At 75.9% G+C, this 23,915-nt stretch carries 21 protein-coding genes; 3 read left to right on the plus strand and 18 right to left on the minus strand.

Annotated elements, in window-relative coordinates; translation table 11 throughout:
* The first annotated feature begins 148 nt into the window (after nucleotides 1-148).
* Nucleotides 149-652 carry a transcriptional regulator gene (locus tag ACFY07_RS01915; RefSeq protein ID WP_230647638.1) on the plus strand — a complete coding sequence of 168 codons (504 nt, stop codon included), beginning with the start codon at nucleotides 149-151 and terminating at the stop codon, nucleotides 650-652.
* Between the two features lie 396 nt (nucleotides 653-1,048).
* Here the strand turns inward: ACFY07_RS01915 and nusB are convergent, their stop codons facing one another.
* From nusB to ACFY07_RS01990, 15 genes are all read right to left on the minus strand, one after another.
* On the minus strand, nucleotides 1,049-1,486 hold the full coding sequence (gene nusB, locus ACFY07_RS01920; RefSeq protein ID WP_390866918.1) for a transcription antitermination factor NusB: 438 nt from the start codon (nucleotides 1,484-1,486) through the stop codon (nucleotides 1,049-1,051).
* 2 nt (nucleotides 1,487-1,488) lie between these two features.
* Nucleotides 1,489-2,055 carry an elongation factor P gene (efp, locus tag ACFY07_RS01925; protein WP_230647642.1) on the minus strand — a complete coding sequence of 189 codons (567 nt, stop codon included), beginning with the start codon at nucleotides 2,053-2,055 and terminating at the stop codon, nucleotides 1,489-1,491.
* A gap of 132 nt (nucleotides 2,056-2,187) precedes the next feature.
* Entirely contained in the window at nucleotides 2,188-3,294 is a 1,107-nt protein-coding gene (locus ACFY07_RS01930; RefSeq protein ID WP_390866919.1) for a M24 family metallopeptidase, read from the minus strand.
* Between the two features lie 66 nt (nucleotides 3,295-3,360).
* Nucleotides 3,361-4,299, minus strand: a complete 939-nt coding sequence (locus ACFY07_RS01935; protein ID WP_390866920.1) for an AAA family ATPase — start codon at nucleotides 4,297-4,299, stop codon at nucleotides 3,361-3,363.
* Nucleotides 4,300-4,439: 140 nt separating this feature from the next.
* On the minus strand, nucleotides 4,440-4,880 hold the full coding sequence (gene aroQ / locus ACFY07_RS01940; RefSeq protein ID WP_390866921.1) for a type II 3-dehydroquinate dehydratase: 441 nt from the start codon (nucleotides 4,878-4,880) through the stop codon (nucleotides 4,440-4,442).
* A complete protein-coding gene (gene aroB, locus ACFY07_RS01945) occupies nucleotides 4,877-6,007 on the minus strand; it encodes a 3-dehydroquinate synthase (RefSeq protein ID WP_390866922.1) in 1,131 nt (376 codons plus the stop codon). Before aroB ends, aroQ begins: the two co-directional genes overlap by 4 nt.
* Entirely contained in the window at nucleotides 6,004-6,486 is a 483-nt protein-coding gene (locus ACFY07_RS01950; RefSeq protein ID WP_390867058.1) for a shikimate kinase, read from the minus strand. Before ACFY07_RS01950 ends, aroB begins: the two co-directional genes overlap by 4 nt.
* Nucleotides 6,487-6,557: 71 nt before the next feature.
* Nucleotides 6,558-7,742, minus strand: coding sequence for a chorismate synthase (gene aroC / locus ACFY07_RS01955; protein WP_230647653.1), 1,185 nt, complete (start codon nucleotides 7,740-7,742; stop codon nucleotides 6,558-6,560).
* Nucleotides 7,743-7,912: 170 nt separating this feature from the next.
* The gene (locus ACFY07_RS01960) at nucleotides 7,913-8,749 is read right to left on the minus strand and encodes a shikimate dehydrogenase (protein WP_390866923.1); all 837 of its coding nucleotides are present in this window, start codon (nucleotides 8,747-8,749) and stop codon (nucleotides 7,913-7,915) included.
* On the minus strand, nucleotides 8,746-10,398 hold the full coding sequence (gene mltG / locus ACFY07_RS01965; RefSeq protein WP_390866924.1) for an endolytic transglycosylase MltG: 1,653 nt from the start codon (nucleotides 10,396-10,398) through the stop codon (nucleotides 8,746-8,748). The genes ACFY07_RS01960 and mltG (ACFY07_RS01965) overlap by 4 nt, the downstream gene beginning before the upstream one ends.
* Nucleotides 10,399-10,516: 118 nt before the next feature.
* A complete protein-coding gene (mltG, locus tag ACFY07_RS01970) occupies nucleotides 10,517-11,665 on the minus strand; it encodes an endolytic transglycosylase MltG (RefSeq protein ID WP_390866925.1) in 1,149 nt (382 codons plus the stop codon).
* A gap of 170 nt (nucleotides 11,666-11,835) precedes the next feature.
* Entirely contained in the window at nucleotides 11,836-12,297 is a 462-nt protein-coding gene (ruvX, locus tag ACFY07_RS01975; RefSeq protein ID WP_230647669.1) for a Holliday junction resolvase RuvX, read from the minus strand.
* On the minus strand, nucleotides 12,297-14,966 hold the full coding sequence (gene alaS, locus ACFY07_RS01980) for an alanine--tRNA ligase (protein ID WP_390866926.1): 2,670 nt from the start codon (nucleotides 14,964-14,966) through the stop codon (nucleotides 12,297-12,299). Before alaS ends, ruvX begins: the two co-directional genes overlap by 1 nt.
* A complete protein-coding gene (locus ACFY07_RS01985) occupies nucleotides 14,966-15,430 on the minus strand; it encodes a DUF6167 family protein (protein WP_390866927.1) in 465 nt (154 codons plus the stop codon). The genes alaS and ACFY07_RS01985 overlap by 1 nt, the downstream gene beginning before the upstream one ends.
* Before the next feature lie 8 nt (nucleotides 15,431-15,438).
* Nucleotides 15,439-15,927 carry a DUF948 domain-containing protein gene (locus ACFY07_RS01990; protein ID WP_390866928.1) on the minus strand — a complete coding sequence of 163 codons (489 nt, stop codon included), beginning with the start codon at nucleotides 15,925-15,927 and terminating at the stop codon, nucleotides 15,439-15,441.
* A gap of 455 nt (nucleotides 15,928-16,382) precedes the next feature.
* Here ACFY07_RS01990 and ACFY07_RS01995 point away from each other — a divergent pair, with 455 nt between their 5' ends.
* A complete protein-coding gene (locus tag ACFY07_RS01995; RefSeq protein ID WP_390866929.1) occupies nucleotides 16,383-18,602 on the plus strand; it encodes an ATP-binding protein in 2,220 nt (739 codons plus the stop codon).
* Nucleotides 18,603-18,612: 10 nt separating this feature from the next.
* On the opposite strand, the gene rpsD is transcribed toward ACFY07_RS01995, so the two are convergent.
* Entirely contained in the window at nucleotides 18,613-19,224 is a 612-nt protein-coding gene (gene rpsD / locus ACFY07_RS02000; RefSeq protein WP_230647678.1) for a 30S ribosomal protein S4, read from the minus strand.
* A gap of 466 nt (nucleotides 19,225-19,690) precedes the next feature.
* Here rpsD and ACFY07_RS02005 point away from each other — a divergent pair, with 466 nt between their 5' ends.
* Nucleotides 19,691-21,019, plus strand: coding sequence for an MFS transporter (locus ACFY07_RS02005; protein ID WP_390866930.1), 1,329 nt, complete (start codon nucleotides 19,691-19,693; stop codon nucleotides 21,017-21,019).
* Nucleotides 21,020-21,082: 63 nt separating this feature from the next.
* On the opposite strand, the gene ACFY07_RS02010 is transcribed toward ACFY07_RS02005, so the two are convergent.
* Together ACFY07_RS02010 and ACFY07_RS02015 are read right to left on the minus strand one after the other, a co-directional pair.
* Nucleotides 21,083-22,429 carry a replication-associated recombination protein A gene (locus tag ACFY07_RS02010; protein WP_230647682.1) on the minus strand — a complete coding sequence of 449 codons (1,347 nt, stop codon included), beginning with the start codon at nucleotides 22,427-22,429 and terminating at the stop codon, nucleotides 21,083-21,085.
* Between the two features lie 246 nt (nucleotides 22,430-22,675).
* Nucleotides 22,676-23,662 (minus strand): SCO0930 family lipoprotein, encoded by a 987-nt coding sequence (locus ACFY07_RS02015; protein WP_390866931.1) that lies wholly within the window; start codon nucleotides 23,660-23,662, stop codon nucleotides 22,676-22,678.
* Nucleotides 23,663-23,915 lie beyond the last annotated feature (253 nt).

Consider the following 23,915-nt stretch of genomic DNA (forward strand, 5'->3'; position numbering starts at 1 on the left):
TTACGGACCGGGCGTCGCAACGGGGCAGCCGCGCCGGCCGCCCACCCCTCACAGGTGCGTCCGACCGCCCCGTACAGCGCGTCCGGCCGTCCCGACACCACGTCCGCGACACCATGTCCGGCCCTCAACACCACGTCCGGGGAGACCAATGTCCAGCGACTACGCGAAACAGCTCGGGGGCAAGCTCCGCGCGATCCGCACCCAGCAGGGCCTCTCCCTGCACGGCGTCGAGGAGAAGTCCCAGGGGCGCTGGAAGGCCGTCGTGGTCGGGTCCTACGAGCGCGGCGACCGCGCCGTGACCGTCCAGCGCCTGGCCGAACTGGCCGAGTTCTACGGCGTCCCCGTGCAGGAGCTGCTCCCCGGCAGCACCCCGGGCGGCGCCGCCGAGCCCCCGCCGCGCCTGGTGCTCGACCTGGAGCGGCTGTCCCAGGTCCCGTCCGAGAAGGCCGGCCCGCTGCAGCGCTACGCGGCGACCATCCAGAGCCAGCGCGGCGACTACAACGGCAAGGTGCTCTCCATCCGGCAGGACGACCTGCGCACGCTGGCCGTGATCTACGACCAGTCGCCGTCGATCCTGACCGAGCAGCTGATCAGCTGGGGCGTGCTCAACCCCGACGCGCGCCGCGCGGTGCGCGAGGACGACTCGGTCTGACCCCCCCGGGTCCGGCCCCCGCGCCGTCCCGGTCCGGCGGACCGGGACGGGCAGGGCGGCCCGGCGCACCCGGTCCACCGGCGGCCGGGGCGGAACGCGGCACTCCGCGTCCCGCCCCGGCCGCCGTGCGTTGTCAGGCCGTGCGTCGTCCGGCCCCCGCGCATGGTCCGGCCGTGCGCCGTCCCACCGCCGTGCGTCGTCCGGCCGTGCGTTCCCGGGCCCCGCGCAGGGCGCTGCGGCGGCGCGGGGCCCGTGCGGGGCGCGGCGGTGCGGGAGAGCGCCGGGAACGGCCGAAGGCCCGCGGCGGGACCCCGTGGAGGGGTCCCGCCGCGGGCCTTCGGCAAGGGCGGCCGCGGTGCCGCGCCGGGACGGGTCCCGGCCGGCGGTCCGCCGGCGTCAGCGGCGCAGGGAGGGCTTGAGCTCCTTGAGCCGGCCGAGCAGGCCGTTGACGAACGCGGGCGACTCGTCGGTGGAGAACTCCTTGGCGATCTCCACCGCCTCGTCCAGGACGACCGCGTCCGGCACGTCGTCCTCCCAGATCAGCTCGTAGGCGCCGAGCCGGAGGATGTTGCGGTCCGCGATGGGCATGCGGTCCAGCGTCCAGCCCACGGCGTAGCCGGAGATGAGCTCGTCGATCCGGGCGGCGTGCTGCGCGTACCCCTCGACCAGCTGCATCGTGTACTCGCCCACCTGCGGGACGCCCTCGTCGGGCTTGGGCTCCCGGCCCCGGCGGATCCAGTCGGCGAGGACGCCCTGGGGGTCGACGCCGCGGTGGTCGGCCTCGAAGAGGATCTGGAACGCGCGCTTGCGCGCCTTGCTGCGTGCTGCGGACACGGTTAGCTGTTCACCCGGCCGAGGTAGCTGCCGTCGCGGGTGTCGACCTTGACCTTCTCACCGGTGGTGATGAAGAGCGGCACGGCGATCTCGTAGCCGGTCTCCAGGCGGGCGGGCTTGGTGCCGCCGGTGGAGCGGTCGCCCTGGACGCCGGGCTCGGTGTACTCGATCACGAGCTCGACGGAGGCGGGCAGCTCAACGTAGAGCGCCTGGCCCTCGTAGATGGCCACGACGGCCTCGAAGCCCTCGAGGAGGTAGTTGGCGGCGTCGCCGACGACCTCGGGGCTGATCGGCATCTGCTCGAAGGTGTCCGTGTCCATGAACACGAAGTCCGAGCCGTCCTTGTAGGAGAACTGCATGCCGCGCTTGTCGACGGTGGCGGTCTCCACCTTGGTGCCGGCGTTGAAGGTCTTGTCGACGACCTTGCCGGAGAGCACGTGCTTGAGCTTGGTGCGGACGAAGGCGCCGCCCTTGCCGGGCTTGACGTGCTGGAACTCGACGACGGACCAGAGCTGGCCGTTGTCGAGCTTGAGCACCATGCCGTTCTTGAGGTCGTTCGTGGTCGCCACGGTCGCACTAACTCCTGCATAGAGATGTCAAGGAACCAAGGGCGTGTGTCCTGCGGGCCCTCCGGGACCGCGGCCCCTTCGGGACGCCGCCCGCGCGGACCGCGGTCCGTGCGGACCGCCGCCCGTCCGGGCTCACAGGGCGAGGAGCTCCTTGGTGGTGATGGTGAGCAGCTCGGGACCGCCCTCTCCGAGGGGGCGGACGACGAGCGTGTCCTCGATCCGGACGCCGCCCCGGCCCGGGAGGTGGACCCCGGGGCCGACGGTGACCGGCACACGAGCATCCAGTTTACCCATGCCGCCGGGACCGAGTCGCGGCTCCTCCGCGATCTCCAGTCCCACGCCGTGTCCGACGGCCCGGTAGGGCTCCTCGGCGTGGCCCGCCGCCTGCAGCACCTCGCGCACCACGCGGTCCGCGTCGTGGCAGGGCGTGCCGGGCAGCAGCGCCTCCCGGCCGGCCCGCTGGGCGGCGAAGACGACCGCGTGCAGGTCGATCTGCCACTGGGCGGGCGCGGTGCCGATGACGAAGGTTCGCACCGCCGAGGCGCCGTAGCCGCGGTAGCGGGCGCCGAGCGCCACGGTGAGGAAGTCGCCCTCCTCCACGCGGCGGTCGGTGGGCGCGTGCCCCGCCAGCCCGGCGTGGGGGCCGGTGGCGATGGAGACCGGGAAGGCCGCGCGGTCGGCGCCGTGGTCGACCATGCGGCGCTCCAGCTCCATGGCCAGGTGCCGCTCGGTGCGGCCGACGAGGATCGACTCCAGCAGTTCGCCGAGGGCCTGGTCGGCGATCTCGGCGGCGATCCGCAGCGCGGCGATCTCCTCCTCGTCCTTGACCAGGCGCAGCTGCTCCACCGAACGCCCCAGGTCGACGGGGCGGCCCGGGGCGGCGGCCCCGGCGACCGCGCGGTGGCGGACGACCGTCAGGTCGTGCTCCTCGACCGCGAGGACGGCGGCCCGGTGGCGGGCGGCCTCGGCGGCGGCGGCCACGGCCGGGTCCGCGCCCGCCGGGACCGTGAGCCGCTGGACCTCGTCGGACTGCGGCCCGGGCCCCTCGGCGGCGTGCGGCGCGTCCTCCGGTACGGCGAGCACCGCCCGGTCCCGGACCAGCAGCAGGGCGGCGCACCCGGGTACGGCGCCCGCCAGGTACCGCACGTTCGCCGGGCGGGTCACCAGGACGGCGTCGGCGGCGAGGGCCCCGCACCGCTCCCTGAGGCGCTCGCGTCGTGCTGCGTGCACATCGGCCATGCAGGCAGCGTACGTGCGTTCGTGCCGCACGGCCTGCGGCGTCACCCGTGTGGCGCAGGGGGGCCGCTAGCGGACCGGGTGGCCGGCCAGGCGGGCGGCGACGACGCGGTCGAGCTCGGCGGCGGTGGCGGCCACGTCGAGGCGGCTGTTGTCGATGATGGGGAGCCCGGAGTTGTACCAGCCGGCCATCCGGCCGTGGATGCGGGCGACCTCCTCGTCGCTGAGCCTGCGGGTGCCGCTGCGCCGGGCGTTGCGGGCCAGCACCGACTCCAGGCCCGGCAGGAGCACCACCGGGACCATGCCGGGGCCGATGTGGCGCTTCCAGCCGCCGAGGCCGATGGCCGGGCGGTCGGGGAAGACGGCGTCGTCGATGATGCAGGAGATGCCGTTGGCGAGGTAGTTGCGGCAGGCGAAGCCGCAGGTGCGGCGGGCGAGGCGGTACTGCGCCTCGGAGTGCTCGTTCCAGCCGGACTGGGGGTTGGCGAAGCCGGACCGCACCCACTCGCGGACGTCGTCCAGGCTGATGTGGGCGGTGGGGACGGTGCGCAGGCCGGCCCAGTGGCGGGCGACGGTGGTCTTGCCGGCGCCGGCCGGTCCGATCAGCAGGACGGCGACCGGTCCGGCGGAGGCCTGCGGGTGCGGGCCCGGCGCGGGGGCCGGGAGCGTGGCGGGGACGCCCGGCGGCAGGGGGAAGTGCCCGGTGGCCCCGGCGGGGGCGTGCGGGGGCGCGGGCGGCTGGGCCGGGGACGGATGGCCGGCCGGGAGGTGGGGCTGCGCGGGCCGGGGGTGGACGCCCTGGGGGTGGACGCCCTGGGGGTGGGGGTGCCCCGGGTGGGGGTGCAGGGGCTGGGGGTGCGGCGCGTGCGGGGGCCGGCCGGGCGGGGACGGGACGGGGTGCCCGCCGCCCGGCGCGCCGGGCGGGAAGGACGGCACGCCCTGCTGTCCCGCGCCGTACGGGCCCGGCGGGTGGGGGGCCTGCGGCGCTCCCCCGGCATGCTGCGTCACGTGCACCTCCGGCGGGGACGATACACGGCGGCCCGGCGGCGGGCACAGTCCGCCGCCGGGCCGCCGTCCGGCTCCTGACGCCGGGTCGGCGGGCGCGGCCTCCCGGCCTCCCCGCGGCCCGGCAGCCGCCCGGCCGCCGCTCAGCCGCCGGCCAGGCCGTCCGCGAGCGCGCGCAGGGCCAGTTCGTACGAGCCGATGCCGAATCCGGCGACCGTGCCGGAGGCGACCGCGGCGACCACCGAGGTGTGCCGGAACTCCTCGCGGGCGTACGGGTTGGAGATGTGCACCTCGACCAGCGGGGCGGTGCGCTGCGCGGCGGCGTCCCGCATGCCGTACGAGTAGTGGGTGAAGGCGCCCGGGTTGAGCACGACCGGGAGGCGCCCGTCGGCGGCCTCGTGGAGCCAGCGGATCAGCTCGCCCTCGTCGTTGGTCTCCCGGACCTCCACCTCCAGGCCGAGCTCCCTGCCGAGCGCGGTGCAGCGCTCGACGAGCGCGGCGTAGGAGGTGGAGCCGTAGACGTCGGGCTCGCGGCTGCCGAGGCGGCCGAGGTTGGGCCCGTTGAGCACCAGGACACGGGTCACCCGGCGACCTCCGCGTACGCGGCGGCCAGCAGCGACGGGTCCGGGGCCTCCAGCACGGAGGGCTTGGCGAGGCCGTCGAGGACGACGAACCGCAGCATGTCGCCGCGCGACTTCTTGTCGACCTTCATGGCGTCCAGCAGCCGCGACCAGGCGTCGGCCCGGTAGGTGAGCGGCAGGCCGAGGGAGGCGAGGACGCTGCGGTGCCGGTCGGCGGTGGCGTCGTCCAGGCGCCCGGCGAGGCGGCCCAGTTCGGCGGCGAACACCATGCCGACGGAGACCGCCGCGCCGTGGCGCCACTTGTAGCGCTCGTTGCGCTCGATGGCGTGGCCGAGGGTGTGGCCGTAGTTGAGGACCTCGCGGCGCCCGGCCTCGCGCAGGTCGCCGGAGACCACCTCGGCCTTGACCCGCACGGCCCGCTCGATGAGCTCCAGGGTGTGCGGCCCGGAGGGGCGGGTGGCGCCCTCGGGGTCGGCCTCCACGAGGTCGAGGATGGCCGGGTCGGCGATGAAGCCCGCCTTGACGACCTCGGCGAGGCCGCCGATGTAGTCGTTGCGCGGCACGGTCTCCAGCGTCGCCAGGTCGGCGAGGACCCCGGCGGGCGGGTGGAAGGCGCCGACGAGGTTCTTGCCCTCGGCGATGTTGATGCCGGTCTTGCCGCCGACCGCCGCGTCCACCATGCCCAGCAGGGTGGTGGGCATGGCGATCCAGCGGACCCCGCGCAGCCAGGTGGCCGCGACGAAGCCGGCCAGGTCGGTGGTGGCGCCGCCGCCGACGCCGACCACCACGTCGCTGCGGGTGAAGCCGGTCTGGCCGAGCACGGACCAGCAGTAGGCGGCGACCTCGGCGCTCTTCGCGTCCTCCGCGTTGGGCACCTGGAGGGCGATGGCCTCGTAGCCCTGCGCGGCCAGGTCCTCGCGGATGGCGTCGCCGGTGGCGGCCAGCGCCTCGGGGTGGACGACGGCGACCCGGCGGGCGCGGGTGCCGACCAGTCCGGCCAGCTCGTCCAGCAGGTGGCGGCCGACCAGCACCTCGTACGGGGCGTCGCCGCCGACCGGGATGCGGACGGGGGTGCCGGCGCTCCCGGGGGTGCCGGCGGCTCCGGGGGTGTCGGGGCTCTCGGTGGTCATGCGGTCTTCAGCTCCAGGGCTTCGAGGACGGCGTCGGCGACCTCGTCGGGGGTGCGGCCGTCGGTGGCCACCACGGCGCGGGCCACCTCCAGGTACAGCGGGCGGCGGGCCTCCATCAGCTCGCGCCAGCGGGCCCGCGGATTGACCGCCAGCAGCGGGCGGGGGGCGTCCAGCCCGACCCGGCGGACGCCGTCGTGCACGCCGACGTCCAGGAAGGCGACGGGGCGGGCGGCGAGCAGCGCGCGGGTCGCCGGGTCGAGGACGGCGCCGCCGCCGAGGGCCAGGACGCCCGGGTGGGCGTCCAGGGCGGCGCGGACGGCGGCGGCCTCCAGGGCGCGGAAGTGCTCCTCGCCCTCGTCGACGAAGATGTCGGGGACGGGCTTGCCGGCGGCCTCGGCGATGTCCTCGTCGGTGTCCCGGAAGGGCAGGCCGAGGCGGTCGGCCAGCAGGCGGCCGACGGTGGTCTTGCCGGCCCCCATGGGGCCGACGAGGACCACCTGCGGGGTGGCGGCGGGCGGCACGGGGTTCTCGGTCACGGTGGCGGCGCCCTTCAGCGGATGACCAGGTCGTCCAGGTAGCCCCGGACGTTGCGGCGGGTCTCGGGGACGGAGTCGCCGCCGAACTTCTCCGCCACCGCGTCGGCCAGGACGAGGGCGACCATGGCCTCGGCGACGATGCCGGCCGCGGGGACTGCGCAGACGTCGGAGCGCTGGTGGTGGGCCCTGGCGGGCTCGCCGGTGCGCACGTCCAGGGTCGCCAGGGCGCGGGGCACGGTGGCGATGGGCTTCATCGCGGCGCGGACCCGCAGCACCTCGCCCGTGGACAGGCCGCCCTCGGTGCCGCCGGAGCGGCCGGAGCGGCGGCGCACGCCGTCCGGGGTGGGCTCGATCTCGTCGTGGGCCTGCGACCCGGGGACGCGGGCCAGCTCGAAGCCGTCGCCGACCTCCACGCCCTTGATGGCCTGGATGCCCATCAGGGCCGCGGCCAGGCGGGCGTCCAGGCGCCGGTCCCAGTGCACGTGCGAGCCGAGGCCCGGCGGCAGGCCGTAGGCGAGGACCTCGACGACGCCGCCGAGGGTGTCGCCGTCCTTGTGGGCCTGGTCGATCTCGGCGACCATCCGCGCGGAGGCGTCCGCGTCCAGGCAGCGCACGGGGTCGGCGTCGAGGCGGGCCTCGTCGGAGGGCTGCGGCACCGTGCCGGCGGGGGCCTTGGCGGCGCCCAGCTCCACGACGTGGGAGACCAGCTCGATGCCGGCGGTCTCCCGCAGGTACGAGCGGGCGACCGTGCCGAGGGCGACGCGGGCCGCGGTCTCGCGGGCGCTGGCGCGCTCCAGGATCGGCCGGGCCTCGTCGAAGTGGTACTTCTGCATGCCGGCCAGGTCGGCGTGGCCGGGGCGGGGCCGGGTCAGCGGCTCGTTGCGGGCGAGGCCCGCGAGGACGTCGGCGTCCACCGGGTCGGCGGACATCACCTGCTCCCACTTGGGCCACTCGGTGTTGCCGACCATGACCGCCACCGGGCTGCCGAGGGTCAGGCCGTGCCGGACACCGCCGAGGAAGGTCACCTCGTCGCGCTCGAACTTCATCCGGGCGCCGCGGCCGTAGCCCAGACGCCGCCGCGCCAGGGCGTCCGCCACCATGTCCGTGGTGACCGGAACGCCCGCCGGCAGTCCTTCCAGCGTCGCGACGAGTGCGGGGCCGTGCGACTCCCCCGCCGTCAGCCAGCGCAACCTGCTCAACGGTGCTCCTTCGTCCTCGGCCCGGCCGGTGCCTGGGCGCCGGGTTCGTCCCCTCGAATCCTTTCACGTCGGCGGGGTGCGGCGGAGCAGCGGTCCGCTGTACGGACGGTCGGGAGCGGCGGCACGGGCCCGGGACGGGAGCCGGCGCAGGGGGCCGGGCGCGGACCTGCTCAGCGGGCCGCGAGGGCGGCCTCGCCCGCGGCGCGCATGGCGGCCAGGGGCCCGGGGCGGACACCGGTGAAGAGCTCGCACTGCAGGACGGCCTGGTGGACCAGCAGGTCCAGGCCGCCCAGCACGGTGCCGCCGCGGGCGGCGCAGGCGGCCGCGAGCGGGGTGGGCCAGGGGTGGTAGAGCACGTCGAAGAGGACACCGGGGCGGTCCGGGACGGCGGCGGCCAGGGCGTCGGCGGCGCCCGCCGGGGTGGTGGAGACGGTGAGCGGCGAGGCCAGGGCGTCCGCGGCCCGCTCCCACGGCGCGGTGCGCACGGCCACGCCCAGGCGCTCGCCGAGGGCGCGCATCTCTGCGGCACGCTCCGGGCTGCGGACGTAGGCGGTCACCTCACCGGTGCAGACCCGGGCGAGGGCCGCGACAGCGGAGGAGGCGGTGGCGCCGCCGCCGAGGACGGCGGCGGCCTCCACCTTCTCCACGCCGCGCTCGGCGAGGGCGGCGACCAGGCCGGGGATGTCGGTGTTGTCGCCGGTCCGGCAGCCGTCGGCGGTGAACACGACGGTGTTGACGGCCTCCACGGCGAGGGCGGCGGGGCCCACCTCGTCGAGCAGCGGGATGACGGCCCGCTTCAGCGGCATGGTGAGGGAGAGCCCGGCCCAGCCCTCGCCGGGCACGTCGAGGGCGGCGAGGAAGCCCGGCAGGGCGGCTTCGTCCACCTCGTGGCGGCCGTAGCTCCAGCCGTCCAGGCCGAGGGCGGCGTAGGCGGCGGTGTGGAGCACCGGCGAGAGCGAGTGCGCGACGGGCGAGCCGAGGACCGCCGCGCGGTGGCGGACCGTCATCCGCCGCCGCCCTGGCTCTTCTCCAGCTCCTTCTTGAACAGGAGCACGTTCTTGTCGTGCTCGGCCCGGGTCGCCGCGAACCGGGTGTCGGTCGGCGTGATGGAGACGAAGTAGTACCAGGGGCCGGGGGCCGGGTTGAGGGCCGCCTGGAGCGCCTCCTCGCCGGGGTTGCTGATCGGCTGCGAGGGGAGGCCCTTGGTGTAGTAAGTGTTGATGGGGCTCGCGTAGGCGTGCATCTCGGTCGCACTGACGTGGAGCGTCCGGTTGCCCCGGGCGTAGTTGTAGGTGGAGTCGAACTGCAGGAAGCCGTTGGTCTCCGTGTTGCCGGGCTTGAGCCGGTTGTACACGACGCGGGAGATCTTGACGAAGTCCTGGGAGTTGAGCCCCTCCGCCTGCACGAGGCTGGCGACGGTCAGCAGCTCGTACGGCGACTTCAGGCCGTCCTTCCGGTAGCCGTCGGTGAAGCCCAGTTTGGTGAACTCGTCGTTGGCGCGGGCGACCATCTGCTTGAGCAGGGCCAGCGGCCTGGTCGTGTCGCCGATGGGGTAGCGCGCCGGGAAGAGGAAGCCCTCCGGGTTGCCGTGCGCCCAGGAGGGCAGGCCCAGCGACCTCAGGTTGGCCTTGGCGGTCTTCGCCGTGGTGCCCTTGTCCAGCTTCAGCTTGGCGTCGATCATCGCGTAGATCTCGGAGGCGCGGCGGCCCTCGGGGACGGCGAGCACGTTGCCGCCCGCCGACTCGATCAGGTACTTCACCGCCTCGGCGGAGGACATCTGCAGGCGCATGGTGAAGATGCCGGCCTGGATGGTGCTGGACTTCCCGTTGCCGTTGTAGGCCTTGACGAAGGCGTCGACGCTCTTGACCACGCCGGCCTTCTTGAGGGCGATGCCCATCTGGGTGCCGGTGGAGCCCTCGGGGATGTCCACCTGGACCGCACCGGTGCCCTGGCCGGTGTAGTCCGGCGGCGGCCCGAAGTGGTCCTGGTAGAAGGTGTAGCCGTAGTAGCCGCCGCCGCCGAGGACGCCGACCAGCACGAGGGAGACGACCAGGCAGGCGCCGCCGTTGCGGCGGCCGGACTTCCTGCCCTGCTGCTTGCGGCGGCGCTCGGCGCCGCGGCTGTCGTCCTGCGGGCCGAAGAAGGACCCCTCCTCGGCCTCCTCCGGCTCGTCGGCGTGCTCCTCGCCGTCCTGCCAGGACTCGTCGTCCGCCCAGGGGGCGTCGTGGCCGGGGGCGTCGTGGCCGGGGGCGTCGTGGCCGGGGGCGGCTCCCGGCGGGGCCTCCCAGCCGTGGCCGCCCTGCTCCGGACCCTGCTGCTGCGGGACGGGGTGCGGGTGCTGCGGCTGCCCGTACGGGCCGGGGTACTGCTGGTACCCGCCCGTGTCGTGCTGCCGGGGGTCGTGCTGCTGCGGGTACCCCTGGCCGGGGTGGTGCGGCTGCTGCGGGTACCCGGGCTGCTGGGGCTGCCCGTACGGGTCGGCGGGCCAGCCGCCCTGCCCGCCGTACTGCTGCCCCTGCTGCCCCTGGTGCCCCTGGTGCCCGGGGCCGCCGTACGAACGCCCGTGGCCGCCGTCGGGCCCGCCGGGCAGGTCGCCGTACAGCGGGTCCCCCGCGCTCCACGGCTGGGAGCCGTACCCCCGCCCCAGGTCAGTCATGGATCCCCTTTTGCCGACGGACAGCTCGAACCGGCGTGCTACCCGGAGCAGCCGTGCTCGGAGACGTTACCGTACCGCAACAGGGTGCCCGGCCCGCCTCCGGCGGCCCCCGCGGGGGTCAGCGGCCCTGCACCCCCGGTGAGCTGCCGTGCTGCTGCCGGTAGCGGTTGAAGTCCGCGACGTTCCGCTGCTGCTCGGCGTAACTGTCCGTGAACCGTGTGTCGCCGGGCTTGACGGTGACGAAGTAGAGCCACCTCCCCGGGGCCGGGTGCAGGGCCGCCCGGACCGCGTCGTGGCCGGGGTTGCAGACCGGGGTCGGGGGCAGGCCGGTGTGGAGGTAGGTGTTGTACGGGTTCTCGATCCTCACGTCCTCGTGGGTGGTGTCCAGGGTGGTCCGGCCCAGGCCGTAGTTGAGGGCGGAGTCGAGCTGGAGGGGCATGCCGCGGTCCAGGCGGTTGCGGATGACGCGGGCGACCTTCGCGAAGTCGGCGGGCTCCTGCGCCTCGGCCTGCACGAGGCTGGCGACGATGAGCGTGCGGTACGCGGCGCCGCCGGTGCCGATGCCGTCGGCGGCGTACTCGGTCCGGGCCTGGGCGACCATGCGGCGCAGCACGGTCAGCGCGTCGTGGACCCCGGCGACGCCGTACCGGGCGGGGAAGAGGAACCCCTCGACGCGGCCGCCCGCGTAGGGCGGCAGCCCGAGGGCGGCGGTGCGGGTCCGGGCCGCGTGCTCGGCGGTGCCGGGCGGCAGGCCGAGGCGGGCGTCGAGCGCGGCGTAGACCTGGCGGGCGCGGCGGCCCTCGGGGACGACCAGGCCGCCCGCGTTGGCCGGGTCGGTGAGGACCGCCAGGGCGGCGAGGGCGGACATGTGGCGGCGCAGGCCGTAGTCGCCGGGCTGGATGGAGACCGCGCGGGGGTCGCCGACGGCGGCGCGGGTGAAGGCCTCGACGCTGGCGACCACTCCCCCGTCGTGCAGCAGGTGCCCGATCCGGGTGAGGTCGGCGCCCTGGGGCACCTCGACGCGGACGGCCCCGGTGCCGGTGCCGGCCCAGTCGGCGGGGGCCGGGGACTGCCGGCCGTCCCACCAGCCGAGGGCGAGCAGGAGCCCGATGACGGCCAGGGAGGCGAGCAGCAGGGCGGAGACGGCGCAGGCCAGCCCGTTGCGGCGGCGCCGGTCGGGGTCGGGGGCCGGGTCGGGGACGGCGTGCTCCGCCAGTGCGTCGATGGGGCCGGGGGCTGCCCCCGCGGTCGCGTCCTGGTCGGTCATGGGCCCCTCACGGCGGTCCCGGGCGCGACGGCCCGCGGCGGATGTCCGGGGCCTGCCCGGCGGTCCCCGGCGGAGGGGCGGCCGGACAGGCCAGGGGGCCCGCCGGTCGCCGGACGCGTGGTCCGGGCGGTCGGCGGGCCCCCTTGCGGTGAGGGTAGGCGGGGCCGCGGTCAGGCGGGCCCGACACTCTCGCCGGGCGGGCTGCCGCTCACCCGTTCGGCCTCCAGGGCCGACTGGAGGATGACGACGGCAGCGGCCTGGTCGACCACCGAGCGGCCCTTCCGCGACCGCACGCCGGAGGCGCGCAGCCCCTGGGTGGCGGTGACGGTGGACATCCGCTCGTCGACGAGCCGGACCGGCACGGGCGCGACCCGGGCGGCGAGGCCGGCCGCGAAGGCGCGGACCTTCGCGGCGGCCGGGCCCTCCCGCCCGCTGAGCGAGCGGGGCAGGCCGACGACGACCTCGACCGCCTCGTACTCCTCGGCGATGGCCGCGATCCGGGCCTGGGCCCGGGGCCGGTCGGCCCCGGGGACGGTCTCCACCGGGGTGGCGAGGAGCCCGTCGGGGTCGCAGGAGGCGACCCCGATGCGGGCGTCCCCGACGTCGACGGAGATCCGCCGGCCGCGGCGCATCAGGCGGTGCGCTCGGCGACCAGGCGGCGGACCGCGTCGATCGCCTCGTCGACGGCGGCCGGGTTGCTGCCGCCGCCCTGGGCGACGTCGTCCTTGCCGCCGCCGCCGCCGCCGAGGGCCTTGGCGGCGGTGCGGACCAGATCGCCGGCCTTGACGCCGCGCTCGCGGGCGGCCTCGCTGGTGGCGATGACGGTCAGCGGGCGGCGGTTGGCGACGGTGAAGGCGGCGACCACGGACGGGCGCGAGCCGAGGCGGCCGCGGACGTCGAGGACCAGCTTGCGCAGGTCGTCGGCGCCGGTGCCGTCCGGGACGCGGGCGGCGACCACGGAGACGCCGTGCACGTCCTGGGCGGAGTCGGCGAGGCCGGCCGCGGCGGCGAGGACCTTCTCGGCGCGGAAGCGCTCGATCTCCTTCTCGGCGTCCTTGAGCTTGGCGAGCATGCCGGAGATCTTCTCCGGCAGCTCCTCCGGGCGGCCCTTGACCAGCTCGGTGAGCTGGGAGACCACGGTGTGCTCGCGGGCGAGGAACCGGTAGGCGTCCACGCCGACCAGGGCCTCGACGCGGCGCACGCCGGCGCCGATGGAGGACTCGCCGAGCAGCTTCACCAGGCCGAGCTGGGCGGTGTTGGCGACGTGGGTGCCGCCGCACAGCTCCTTGGAGAAGTCGCCGATGGTGACGACCCGGACGGCGTCGCCGTACTTCTCGCCGAACATGGCGATGGCGCCCTGCTTGCGGGCCTCGTCCATGGTCATCACCTCGGCGGTGACGTCCAGCTCGCGGGCCAGCACCTCGTTGATCTTCTGCTCGACGTCGGTGAGCACCGTGCCGGGGACGGCGGCCGGCGAGCCGAAGTCGAAGCGGAAGCGGCCGGGGGCGTTCTCGGACCCGGCCTGGGCGGCGGTGGGGCCGAGGGCGTCGCGCAGCGCCTGGTGGGTGAGGTGGGTCGCGGAGTGGGCGCGGGAGACCGCGCGGCGGCGGTCCACGTCGATCCGGGCCTCGGCGGAGGCGCCGAGGGTGACCTCGCCGACCAGGACCGAGCCCTTGTGGACGGTGACGCCCGGCACCGGCTGCTGGACGTCGCGGACCTCCACGACGGCGCCGGAGTCGAAGCGGATCCGGCCGTGGTCGGCGAGCTGGCCGCCGCCCTCGGCGTAGAAGGGGGTGCGGTCCAGGACGACCTCGACGTCGTCGCCCTCGGTGGCGGCCGGGGAGGGGGCGCCGTCCACGAGCAGGCCGACGACGGTGGACTCGCCGGCGGTGTCGGTGTAGCCGGTGAAGACGGTGGCGCCGGCGCGGTCGGCGACCTCGCGGTAGGCGGAGACGTCGACGTGGCCGTGCTTCTTGGCCTTGGCGTCGGCCTTGGCCCGGTCCCGCTGCTCCTTCATCAGGCGGCGGAAGCCGTCCTCGTCCACCGAGACGCCCTGCTCGGCGGCCATCTCCAGGGTGAGGTCGATGGGGAAGCCGTAGGTGTCGTGGAGCTGGAAGGCCTTGTCGCCGGCCAGGACCGCGCTGCCGGAGGTCTTCGCCTCGGCGACGGCGGTGTCCAGGATGGTGGTGCCGGTGCGCAGCGTCTGGAGGAAGGAGGCCTCCTCGGCGACGGCGACGGCCTCGATGCGCGTGCGGTCCTCGAAGAGCTCGGGATACTGCGGGCCCATCGCCTCGATGGTGACGTCGACGAGCTGGCGGGCGACCGGCTCGGTGGCGCCGAGCAGGCGCATGTTGCGGATGGCGCGGCGGAAGATGCGGCGCAGCACGTAGCCGCGGCCCTCGTTGCCGGGGGTGACGCCGTCGCCGATGAGCATGACGGCGGTGCGGATGTGGTCGGCGATGACGCGCAGCGACACGTCGGACTTCTCGCCGGCGCCGTAGCGGTGGCCGGTGAGCTCGCCCGCGCGGCCGAGGATCATGCGGGTGGTGTCGATCTCGAAGAGGTTGTCGACGCCCTGCAGGACGCAGGCGAGGCGCTCCAGGCCGAGGCCGGTGTCGATGTTGCGGCTGGGCAGGTCGCCGAGGATCTCGAAGCTGTCCTTGCCGTCGCCGGCGCCGCGCTCGTACTGCATGAAGACCAGGTTCCAGATCTCCAGGTAGCGCTCGCCGTTGACGGCCGGTCCGCCCTCCTCGCCGTAGGCGGGGCCGCGGTCGTAGTTGATCTCCGAGCAGGGGCCGCAGGGGCCGGGGACGCCCATCGACCAGAAGTTGTCCTTCATGCCGAGGCGCTGGATGCGTTCGGCCGGGACGCCCACGACGTCGCGCCAGATCTTCTCGGCCTCGTCGTCGTCCTGGTAGACGGTGATCCAGAGCTTCTCCGGCTCCAGGCCGTAGCCGCCGTCCTCGGTGGGCGTGGTGAGCAGCTCCCACGCGTACCGGATGGCGCCTTCCTTGAAGTAGTCGCCGAAGGAGAAGTTGCCGCACATCTGGAAGAAGGTGCCGTGGCGGGTGGTCTTGCCCACCTCCTCGATGTCCGGGGTGCGGACGCACTTCTGCACGCTGGTGGCGCGGGAGAAGGGCGGCTTGACCTCGCCGAGGAAGTACGGCTTGAACGGCACCATGCCCGCGGGCACCAGCAGCAGGGTGGGGTCGTCGGCGACCAGGGAGGCCGACGGAACGACGGTGTGGCCGCGCTCCTCGAAGAAGCGCAGCCAGCGGCGGCGGATCTCAGCCGACTCCATCAGTGGTCCTTCCGGTTGTGGGTGCTGCCCCTGCGCGGGCGTCGGCCGCGCAGTCCTGCCTCGTGCGGATCGGGGGTCGTCTCGAGGGCGCGTGGGGTCTGTCGGTTCTGGGGGTCGAGGCGGCGGCGGACCGGGCCGGCTCCGGGCAGGCCCGGGGCCGGCGCGATAGCTCGGTACTCGTCCGCCGGGTGGCGGGGTGCCCCGAGGGCCCGCCGGGGCGGCGGGGGCGGGAGCACGGCGGTGCCGTCCAGGCCCAGGTCGGCGCGGAGCTCCAGCTCGCGCTCGGCCATGCCGGCCCGCACCTCGCCCGCGAAGGACCGGACGGCGTCGCCGAGGTCCAGGGCGCCGCGGGCGGCGGTGCCGGCCACGCTGGCCGGGGTGAGGCGGCGGGCGGCCTCGTTCGCCTTGTTCATGGCCCAGACGGTGGCGCCGGCGCCGACCGCCATCCAGAAGATGCGTCGCACGGTGTGGTTCAGCCCCTCACGGCTCGCCGGATGCGCGCGGCCAGCCCGCGGCGGCGCGGGGCGGTGGCGGCGCGGACCTCGGCACGGACGATGGCGGCGATGGCGTCCCGGCCGCCCGGCGTGTGCGGACCGGGGACGGCCGCCCCGGAACCGCCCTGCCGGGCGACGGCGCGGCGCACGCCGTAGCTGAAGGCGGCGACCTTCACCAGCGGGCCGCCGAGGGTGGCGGCGACGGTGGAGGAGAGCGCGTTGGCGTTGGCGGCGGCGTCCTGGACGTTGGCGGTGATCTCGTCGACCCGGTCCAGCTGCTGCCGGGCGCCGGCCAGGGCGGCGGAGGCGTCCTCCAGCAGCGGCACGGCCTGCTCGGAGACGGAGTGCACCAGCGCGGAGGTCTCGCGCAGCACCGTGGAGAGCCGCACCAGGACGACGGCGAGCAGGGTCACGAGGACGGCCCAGAAGACGGCCACGATCAGGCCGGCCATCTCTCCCACGGACACCTTGAGCGCTCCCTCGTGTGCTGCCTCGGCTGCCGGGCTCGTCGGGCCGGGCCCGCGTCGGGGCGGGGCCGGCGGTGCGCGGTGCGTTCGGGTGCGCACGTCAAGCCGCAGGGTAGAACCCTATCGCGCCGCCGCCCGCTTTCCCGACCGCATGTCTCCGCGCTGCCCTGCTGCCCCGCGGGGCGGGGACGTAACCTGCCCGCCGGACGCGTCGTTGGGGGTTGGCCGGGGCGTTGCGGTCCCCGGCCGGAAGCGGCGTCGGTGGGGGTACGAGGGTGTCTGCGGGGTCGGCCTCGGCCGGTACGGGAGCAGCTGACGGCACGGGAGCGGCGGACGGCACCGGCGCGGCGGACGGCACCGGTGCGGGGGCGCGGGACCGGGACCGGGACCGGGACCGGACGGCGGGGGTGCGGGCGGGCCGGGGGGCCGGGGCGGGGGCGGACGGGCCGGCCCCGGTGCGGTGTGCGGGGAACCTGCCCGCGGAGACCACCAGCTTCGTCGGGCGCCGCCGCGAGCTGGGCGAGGCGGCACGGCTGCTGGGGGTCTCCCGGCTGGTGACGGTGACCGGTCCGGGCGGGGTCGGCAAGAGCAGGCTGGCGCTGCGGGCGGCCGCGGCCGTGCGGGGGCTCTTCCCCGACGGGGCGTGGCTGGTGGAGGCCTCCGGGGTGCAGGACCCCTCCCTGCTCGGGCACGCGGTGCTGGAGGCGCTGCTGCTGGCGGACTCCACGGCCCGGCCGGCGGCGGAGGTACTGGTGGAGCGGCTCCGCGACCGGGAGGTGCTGCTCGTGCTGGACGGCTGCGAGCACCTGGTGGACGCCTGCGCGGAGCTGGTGGACGTGCTGCTGCGCGGGGTGCCGGGCCTGCGGGTGCTGGCCACCAGCCGCCAGGAGCTGCGGACCGGGGGCGAGCACCTGCTGGACCTGCCGCCGCTGCCGGTGCGCCCGTCCCCGGCGGGCGGCGCGGCGGGGGGACCGCCGGGGGGCGGGGCCGCGGGCGGCGGGACGGGCCGCCGGGACGGCGACGCGGTCGCGCTCTTCGCCGACCGGGCCGCGGCGGTGGCGGGCGGCTTCCGCCTGACCCCGGAGAACGAGGCCGCCGTGGCGGCGGTCTGCCGCCGTGTGGACGGCATCCCGCTGGCGGTGGAGCTGGCCGCCGGGCGGCTGCGCACCCTCTCGCTGGAGCAGGTGGCCGAGCGGCTGGACGACCGCTTCCGCCTGCTCACCGGCGGGGCCCGCACCGCGCTGCCGCGCCACCGCACCCTGCGGACGGCCGTCGGCTGGAGCCACGAGCTGTGCACCCCGCAGGAACGGTTGCTCTGGGCCCGCCTCGCCGTCTTCGCCGACGGCTTCGACCTGGACGCCGCCGAGTACGTCTGCCCCGGCGGCGGCATCGCGGCGGAGGACGTCCTGGAGCTGCTGGGCGAGCTGGTCGCCAAGTCGGTGGTGGTCCGGGAGGCGTCCGACGGCGTCGCGGGCGGGGCCCGCTACCGGATGCTGGACACGCTGCGCGAGTACGGCGCCGGATGGCTGCGGTCGCTGGGCGAGGAGGGCGTGATCCGCCGCCGGCACCGCGACTGGTACCTGGGGCTGGCGACCTGGGGCGAGGTGGAGTGGTTCTCCGCCCGGCAGGCCGAGACCGGTGAGCGCACCCGGCTGGCCCACCCCAACCTCCGGGCGGCGCTGGACTTCTGCCTCACCCAGCCGGGCGAGGAGCAGGTCGCGCTGCACCTGGCCGCGACCCTCTGGTTCTACTGGGTGGGCTGCGGGCACCTGGGCGAGGGCCGGGTGTGGCTGGACCGGGCGCTGGCGACGGCTCCCGGGGCGACGGCGGCCCGCGCCAAGGCGCTCTGGGTGACCGGCTACACGGCGACCCTCCAGGGCGACCTGGAGCGGGCCCGGCCGATGCTGGAGGAGTGCCGGCGGCAGGCGGTGGACACGGGGGACGACCTGTCGCTCGCCTACGCGGTGCACCGGCAGGGCTGTGCGGCGCTCGTCGGCGACGACCCGGCCCGCGCCGCCGAGCTCTTCGAGGAGGCGCTGTGGCACTACGAGAAGCTCGGCGAACTCAACAGCAACGTGCTGATGGCGATGTTCGAGCTGGGGATGGCCGCCCTCTTCCTGGGCGAGACGGACACCGCCGGGCACTGGCTGGGGCGGCTGCGGGAGGTGTGCGAGGAGTTCGGGGAGCAGTGGGCCTACGCCTACTGCCTCTACGGGACGGCGTACGCGGCGTGGCTGGCCGGCGACGTGCGCACGGCGCGGCGGGAGGCGCGGGAGTGCGTGCGCCTCAACCACCTCTTCCGTGACCTGGTCGGCACGGTGCTCGGCCTGGAGCTGCTGGCGCTGCTGGCGACGGAGCCGGGCGCCGGCGGGTCCCCCGGCGACCTGCGGGAGGCGAGGGTGCTGCAGGGGGCGGCGCACCGGATCTGGCAGGCGGTGGGCATCCCGCTGTTCGGCTCGCACCACTTCCGGGCGCCGCACGACGAGTGCGCGGCCCGCGCACGGGCGGGCCTGTCCGGGCCGGTGTCGGCGGAGGCCTTCCGGGAGGGCACCGGGCTGGACCTGGACGCGGCCGTCGCCCGGGCCCTGGACGGGCCCGGCCCCCGCGGCGCAGTGCGCCGCGGGGGCCGGGGTCCGCGTACACCGGGCGGCCTGCCCGCGCGTGGGCGCGGGTAGGGCCCGCGGGTCAGCGGGAGTAGTACTCGACAACCAGCTGCTCGTCGCAGATCACGGGGATCTCCTTGCGCTGCGGGTCGCGGTCCAGGCGGAAGGCCAGGGCCTTGAGGTTGACCTCGAGGTACTTCGGGGTCTGGCCCTCGCCGGCGTAGCCGCCCTCACGGGCCACCTGGAAGGGGTGCTTCTCCTTGCTGCGGTCACGCACGGTGACGACGTAGCCCGGCTTCATCTGGAACGAGGGCTTGTTGACCTTGCGGCCGTTGACCTCGATGTGGCCGTGGACGACCATCTGACGGGCCTGGTAGATCGTCCGGGCGATGCCGGAGCGCAGCACCAGGGCGTCCAGACGGCGCTCGAGCTCGATGATCAGCGCCTCACCGGTCTTGCCGCCGGCCTTGCGGGCGCGGTCGAAGGCACGGGAGAGCTGGGTCTCGCTGAGGTCGTACTGGGCGCGGAGGCGCTGCTTCTCGAGCAGGCGGACCTTGTAGTCGCTGCTCTGCTTGCGCCCACGGCCGTGCTGACCCGGCGGGTAGGGGCGGGCCTCGAAGTACTTGACGGACTTCGGGGTCAGCGGGATACCCAGCGCGCGGGACAGACGCACCTTGGGACGGGACTGGTTCACTGTGAACCGAACCTCTCTGTTGTGTGCATGGCTCACCACTGTTGAAGGAGGTCGCCTGCCGCGGTCCGGGAAAACCCGTCCCCGCCGTGGCGGAGGGGGCCAGCCGCTTCCCGGTCCGGAGCCCGCACCGGTGCGCACGAGAGGCCCACCGCCGGAAGGCGGTGGGCTGCCCGCGGCACGGTACGTGCGCGACGCTCCTGGAGGAGCCGCACCGGGGTGCGGCACTCCGACCGACGCTCCGCTGGTGATGCCGGCCGGCGGTCCGGTCTCCCGGATGACGGCCGTGCACGGGGCGTGGTGCTTCCGGCCATTGTACGGGGTCCCGGCGGGTGCCCGTCCCACCGGCGGACCGGAGCGGGGCCCGCCGCGGGGACGGGGCCGGGGGATGCGCTTCGTCCACTGACCGTCTCCCATGGTCGGCATGTACACTCCAGATCTGCCGGAGTGTGCGACGGGGGTACGAGGCATGTCCGAAGAGGTGAGCCGGTCCACCGCAGTCCGCAGCCGCGAGCCCGCCGTCCGGGACGCCGCGGCTGTGCGCCGCCGCGACTTCCGCCTGCTGTGGGGCGGCGAGGCCGTCAGCGGCCTGGGCACCGGGATCAGCGGGGTCGCGATCGCCCTCACCGCCGTCACCGCCCTGCACGCCTCGACCTTCATGGTCGCCCTGATCAGGGCGGCGAGCTGGCTCCCCTGGCTGCTGATCGGGCTCCCCGCCGGCGTGTGGATCGACCGGCTGCAACGGCGCCGGGTGATGCTGGCCTGCGACGCCGCCTCCCTGCTGCTGCTCGCCAGCGTGCCCGTGGCGGCCGTCTCCGGGGTGCTGGGCGTCCCGCAGCTGGTGGCGGTGGCGCTCGGCGTCGGCGCGTCCTCCGTCTTCTTCACCGCCGCGTACCAGGCGTACCTGCCGACCCTGGTCGCCAAGGAGGACCTGGGCGGCGCCAACGCGAAGCTGCAGACCACCCAGCAGGTGACCGGGGTGGCCGGCCCCGGCACCGGAGGCCTGATCGCGCAGGCGGCCGGGGCGGTGGCCGGCGTCCTCGCGGACGCGGCCACCTTCGCGGTGTCGGCGGCATGCCTGCTGCGGATCCGGACCGCCGAGCCGCAGCCCACGGGGGAGCGCTCCCGGCGGGACCTGCGGGCCGAGGTCGCCGAGGGTGTCCGCTTCGTGGTCCACGACCCCTACCTGCGGGTGCTCACGGTGGCGGGCGCACTGGACAACCTCACCTGGACCTCCTCGGCCGCCCTGTACGTGGTCTACCTCGTCCGCGACCTGCACGCCCCGCCGAGCGCGGTGGGCTTCATGACTGCCGCGGACAGCGTCGGCGGCGTCGTCGGCGGACTGCTGGCCGTCCGGGTCGCCCGCCGCTTCGGGACCGCGCGCGGCATGCTGCTGGCGGCCCTGGGGACCGCGCCGTTCACGCTGCTCATCCCGCTGGCGGGGCCCGGCCCCCGGCTGCTGCTCTTCGCCCTGGGGCTCATGGTGGCGGGGGCCGGACTGACCGTCTGCAACATCCTCTCCGGGGGCTTCCGCCAGGCGTACGTCCCGCAGCGGATCCTCGGACGGGTCTACGCCAGCTCCCGGGTCCTGCAGTTCGGGGTCATCCCCGTGGCGGCGCTGCTCGGCGGCGCCCTCGGCACCGTGCTGGGCGTCCGGGAGGCCCTGTGGATCACCCTGGGCGCCGGGGTGCTCCTCAAGGGCGTGCGGCTGCTCGGGCCCGTCCGCACGCACCGCGACCTGCCGACCGCGCCGCCCGCAGCCACCGTGCGGGCGGCGCAGGCGGCGGCGGGCGCCTGACGGCACGGCGGACCGGTCCGGCCGGGGGCCGCCGCGGGGCCCGGGGCGCCGGCCGCCGGGGCGTCACTCCCCGGACAGCTTGCCCCGCACCCGCTCCGCGACCTCCGCGTAGCGCGCCTCCGCGCCGTAGCGGGTGGGCCGGTAGTAGCGGCGGCCGTGCACCGCGTCCGGCGCGTACTGCTGGGCCGCGATCCCGCCCGGCAGGTCGTGCGGGTACCGGTACCCCTGGCCGTGGCCGAGCGTGCGGGCCCCCGCGTAGTGGGCGTCGCGCAGGTGCGGCGGGACGGGCCCGGCGAGCCCCTTGCGGACGTCCTCCAGCGCGGCGTCGATCGCCAGGTAGGCCGCGTTGGACTTGGGCGCCAGGGCCAGGGCGATCACGGCCTGGGAGAGGGTGATCCGGGCCTCGGGGAATCCGATCAGCTGCACCGCCTGGGCGGCGGCCACCGCCGTCTGCAGCGCGGTGGGGTCGGCGAGGCCGATGTCCTCGCTGGCGGAGATCATCAGGCGCCGGGCGATGAACCGGGGGTCCTCCCCCGCCTCGACCATCCGCGCCAGGTAGTGCAGCGCCGCGTCCACGTCGCTGCCGCGGATGGACTTGATGAGGGCGCTGGCCACGTCGTAGTGCTGGTCGCCGGCCTTGTCGTAGCGGACCGCCGCCCGGTTCACCGCGGCCTCGGTGACGGCCAGGGTGATCTCGTCCTCCTCGCGGGCCAGGGCCGCTCCGGCCGCCGCCTCCAGCGTGGTGAGCGCCCGGCGGGCGTCGCCGCCCGCCAGCCGCACCAGGTGCTGCTCGGCATCCTCCGCGAGGGTCAGGGCGCCGCCCAGGCCCCGCTCGTCGGCGACGGCCCGGCGCAGCAGCGCGCGGACGTCGTCCTCGGTGAGCGACTCCAGGGTGAGCAGCAGCGAGCGGGAGAGCAGCGGGGAGATCACCGAGAAGGAGGGGTTCTCGGTGGTGGCGGCGACGAGGGTGACCCAGCGGTTCTCCACCGCCGGGAGCAGGGAGTCCTGCTGGGCCTTGGAGAAGCGGTGGATCTCGTCGAGGAAGAGCACCGTCTCCCGGCCCGAGGCGCCGACCTCGCGGCGGGCGCCGTCGATCACGGCGCGGACCTCCTTCACCCCCGCGGTGATCGCGGACAGCTCCACGAAGCGGCGCTCGGTGGCCCGGCTGATCACGTGGGCGAGGGTGGTCTTGCCGGTGCCGGGCGGCCCCCACAGGATGACCGAGGAGGTGGCGGCGGGGCCGCGGGCGGAGGCGACCAGGCGCCGCAGCGGGGACCCGTCGCCGAGCAGGTGGCGCTGACCGGCGACCTCGTCCAGGGTGCGCGGGCGCATCCGGACGGCCAGCGGCTCGCGGCCGGGCTCCCGGGCCCGGCGTTCCTCGGCGGCGGCGGTGAAGAGGTCGGCTTCCACCCGTGCAGCGTATGCCAGGGCGCGGACACCCCGGGCGCCCCGGACCCGCGGCGCCCCGGCGGCGCGGGGTGCGCCGGGAGCGGGGAGCGGGGTGGACCGGGGAGCGGGGAGCCGGGAGCGGGGCGGGCCCGGGCGGCGGGGCCGCGACGCACCGGGGCGGCGCACGGACCCTTCCTGTCCGTGCGCCGCCCTCCCCTTCCCCGCACCGGCGGGCCGCTGCCAGGCGCCGCCGGTTCCCCTGCGGGTCTACTTGGCCAGCTTGCCCTGGGGCGTGACGGCGAACCAGGTGCCGCCGACGCCCTGGCCGGAGGCCTGGCCGGGCTTGGTGTCCTTGCTGTAGGTGTAGACGGGCCAGCAGTTGATGGCGAGCTGCCAGGTGCCGTCGGGCCGGTGGATGTTGGTGATCAGCTTCCGGTCGATGCCGAGCGCCTTGGCGGCCTCCTCCTGCTGCTGCAGGTTGAGGGGCCTGGCCGGCGGCCAGACCTTGGCGCACTGGCCGACGCAGGAGATCTTCATGGGCCAGGCGACGTCCTTGGTGAAGCGGTAGAGCACCATGCCCTTGCCGTCGACCAGGATCTTGCCGAGCTGCGGGTCCTCGACGCTGGAGAGCGCCGGCCACGCGGTGCTGCTGCCCGAGTCGCCGTACGCGCCGCCGCCCGCCGGTGCGGCGCCGCCTGCCTGGCCGGCCTTCTTGCCGTTCGGCTGGACGGCCCACCAGACCTGGTTGACGCCCTGTCCGTTGGTCTGGCCGGCCGCCGAGTCGGCCGCATAGAGGTACATCGGCCAGCCGGCCACGGTCAGCTGCTTGGAGCCGTCGGCGCGGGTCACCTCGCCCAGCTGGCTCGGGTCGGAGACCTTGGCGCCGTCCTTGGCGGACGCCGGGACCGGGGGCCACGCCTGGGCGCAGGCGTCGTTGCAGTTGGACTTCGCCGGGTTGGCGGTGTCCTTGTCGAAGCGGTACATGGTCCGGCCCTGGCCGTCGACCAGGATCTCGCCGAGCTTCGCGTCCTTGGCGGTGCCGATGCCCCCCGCGGCTCCGGCGGCGGCCGGGGCGGCCTGGGGCGCGGACGAGGAGCCGCCGTAGGCCGGGGAGTTCCCGTAGGCGTCGCCGGCGGCCGCCGCGGGCTGCACGGTGGTGGTGCCGGCAGACTGCTGGGAAGATCCGCAGGCGCCTGCAAGCAGGACCACGGCCGCAGCCCCCACAGCGGCTCCCGCCCTTGTCGCCTTCTTCATCTGCGCACTCCTCGGTCCGGTCTGCTGTGGCGCGGTAGCGCCGCCGTCGAGGAGGATTACGGGACCGGGCGGTGGACGGTTCAAACCTGCGGGAAGAAAATCCCGGGGCCGCCGGAGGGCGGCCGCACCGGGCCCCGGGGCCGGGGGGGGGGGGGGCGCGCGCCCGGGGGGGGGCGCCCCCCCCCCCCCCCCCCCGCCCCGCGGGGCGGCCCCCGGCCCCGCGCCGCCGGCCGCGCGGCGCGCCCCCCCCCGG

Source organism: Streptomyces sp. NPDC001380 (genome assembly GCF_042895785.1).
In the GTDB taxonomy this organism is placed as follows: Bacteria; Actinomycetota; Actinomycetes; order Streptomycetales; family Streptomycetaceae; genus Peterkaempfera.

Excerpts from the sequence above, each read along its gene's own strand:
- ACFY07_RS01915 (WP_230647638.1), top strand. The coding sequence starts at position 149 with ATGTCCAGCGACTACGCGAAACAGCTCGGGGGCAAGCTCCGCGCGATC.
- ACFY07_RS01930 (WP_390866919.1), bottom strand. The coding sequence starts at position 3,294 with ATGGCCGATGTGCACGCAGCACGACGCGAGCGCCTCAGGGAGCGGTGC.
- aroB (WP_390866922.1), bottom strand. The coding sequence starts at position 6,007 with ATGACCACCGAGAGCCCCGACACCCCCGGAGCCGCCGGCACCCCCGGG.
- ACFY07_RS01950 (WP_390867058.1), bottom strand. The coding sequence starts at position 6,486 with ATGGGGGCCGGCAAGACCACCGTCGGCCGCCTGCTGGCCGACCGCCTC.
- ACFY07_RS01960 (WP_390866923.1), bottom strand. The coding sequence starts at position 8,749 with ATGACGGTCCGCCACCGCGCGGCGGTCCTCGGCTCGCCCGTCGCGCAC.
- mltG (WP_390866924.1), bottom strand. The coding sequence starts at position 10,398 with ATGACTGACCTGGGGCGGGGGTACGGCTCCCAGCCGTGGAGCGCGGGG.
- mltG (WP_390866925.1), bottom strand. The coding sequence starts at position 11,665 with ATGACCGACCAGGACGCGACCGCGGGGGCAGCCCCCGGCCCCATCGAC.
- ruvX (WP_230647669.1), bottom strand. The coding sequence starts at position 12,297 with ATGCGCCGCGGCCGGCGGATCTCCGTCGACGTCGGGGACGCCCGCATC.
- alaS (WP_390866926.1), bottom strand. The coding sequence starts at position 14,966 with ATGGAGTCGGCTGAGATCCGCCGCCGCTGGCTGCGCTTCTTCGAGGAG.
- ACFY07_RS02005 (WP_390866930.1), top strand. The coding sequence starts at position 19,691 with ATGTCCGAAGAGGTGAGCCGGTCCACCGCAGTCCGCAGCCGCGAGCCC.
- ACFY07_RS02015 (WP_390866931.1), bottom strand. The coding sequence starts at position 23,662 with ATGAAGAAGGCGACAAGGGCGGGAGCCGCTGTGGGGGCTGCGGCCGTG.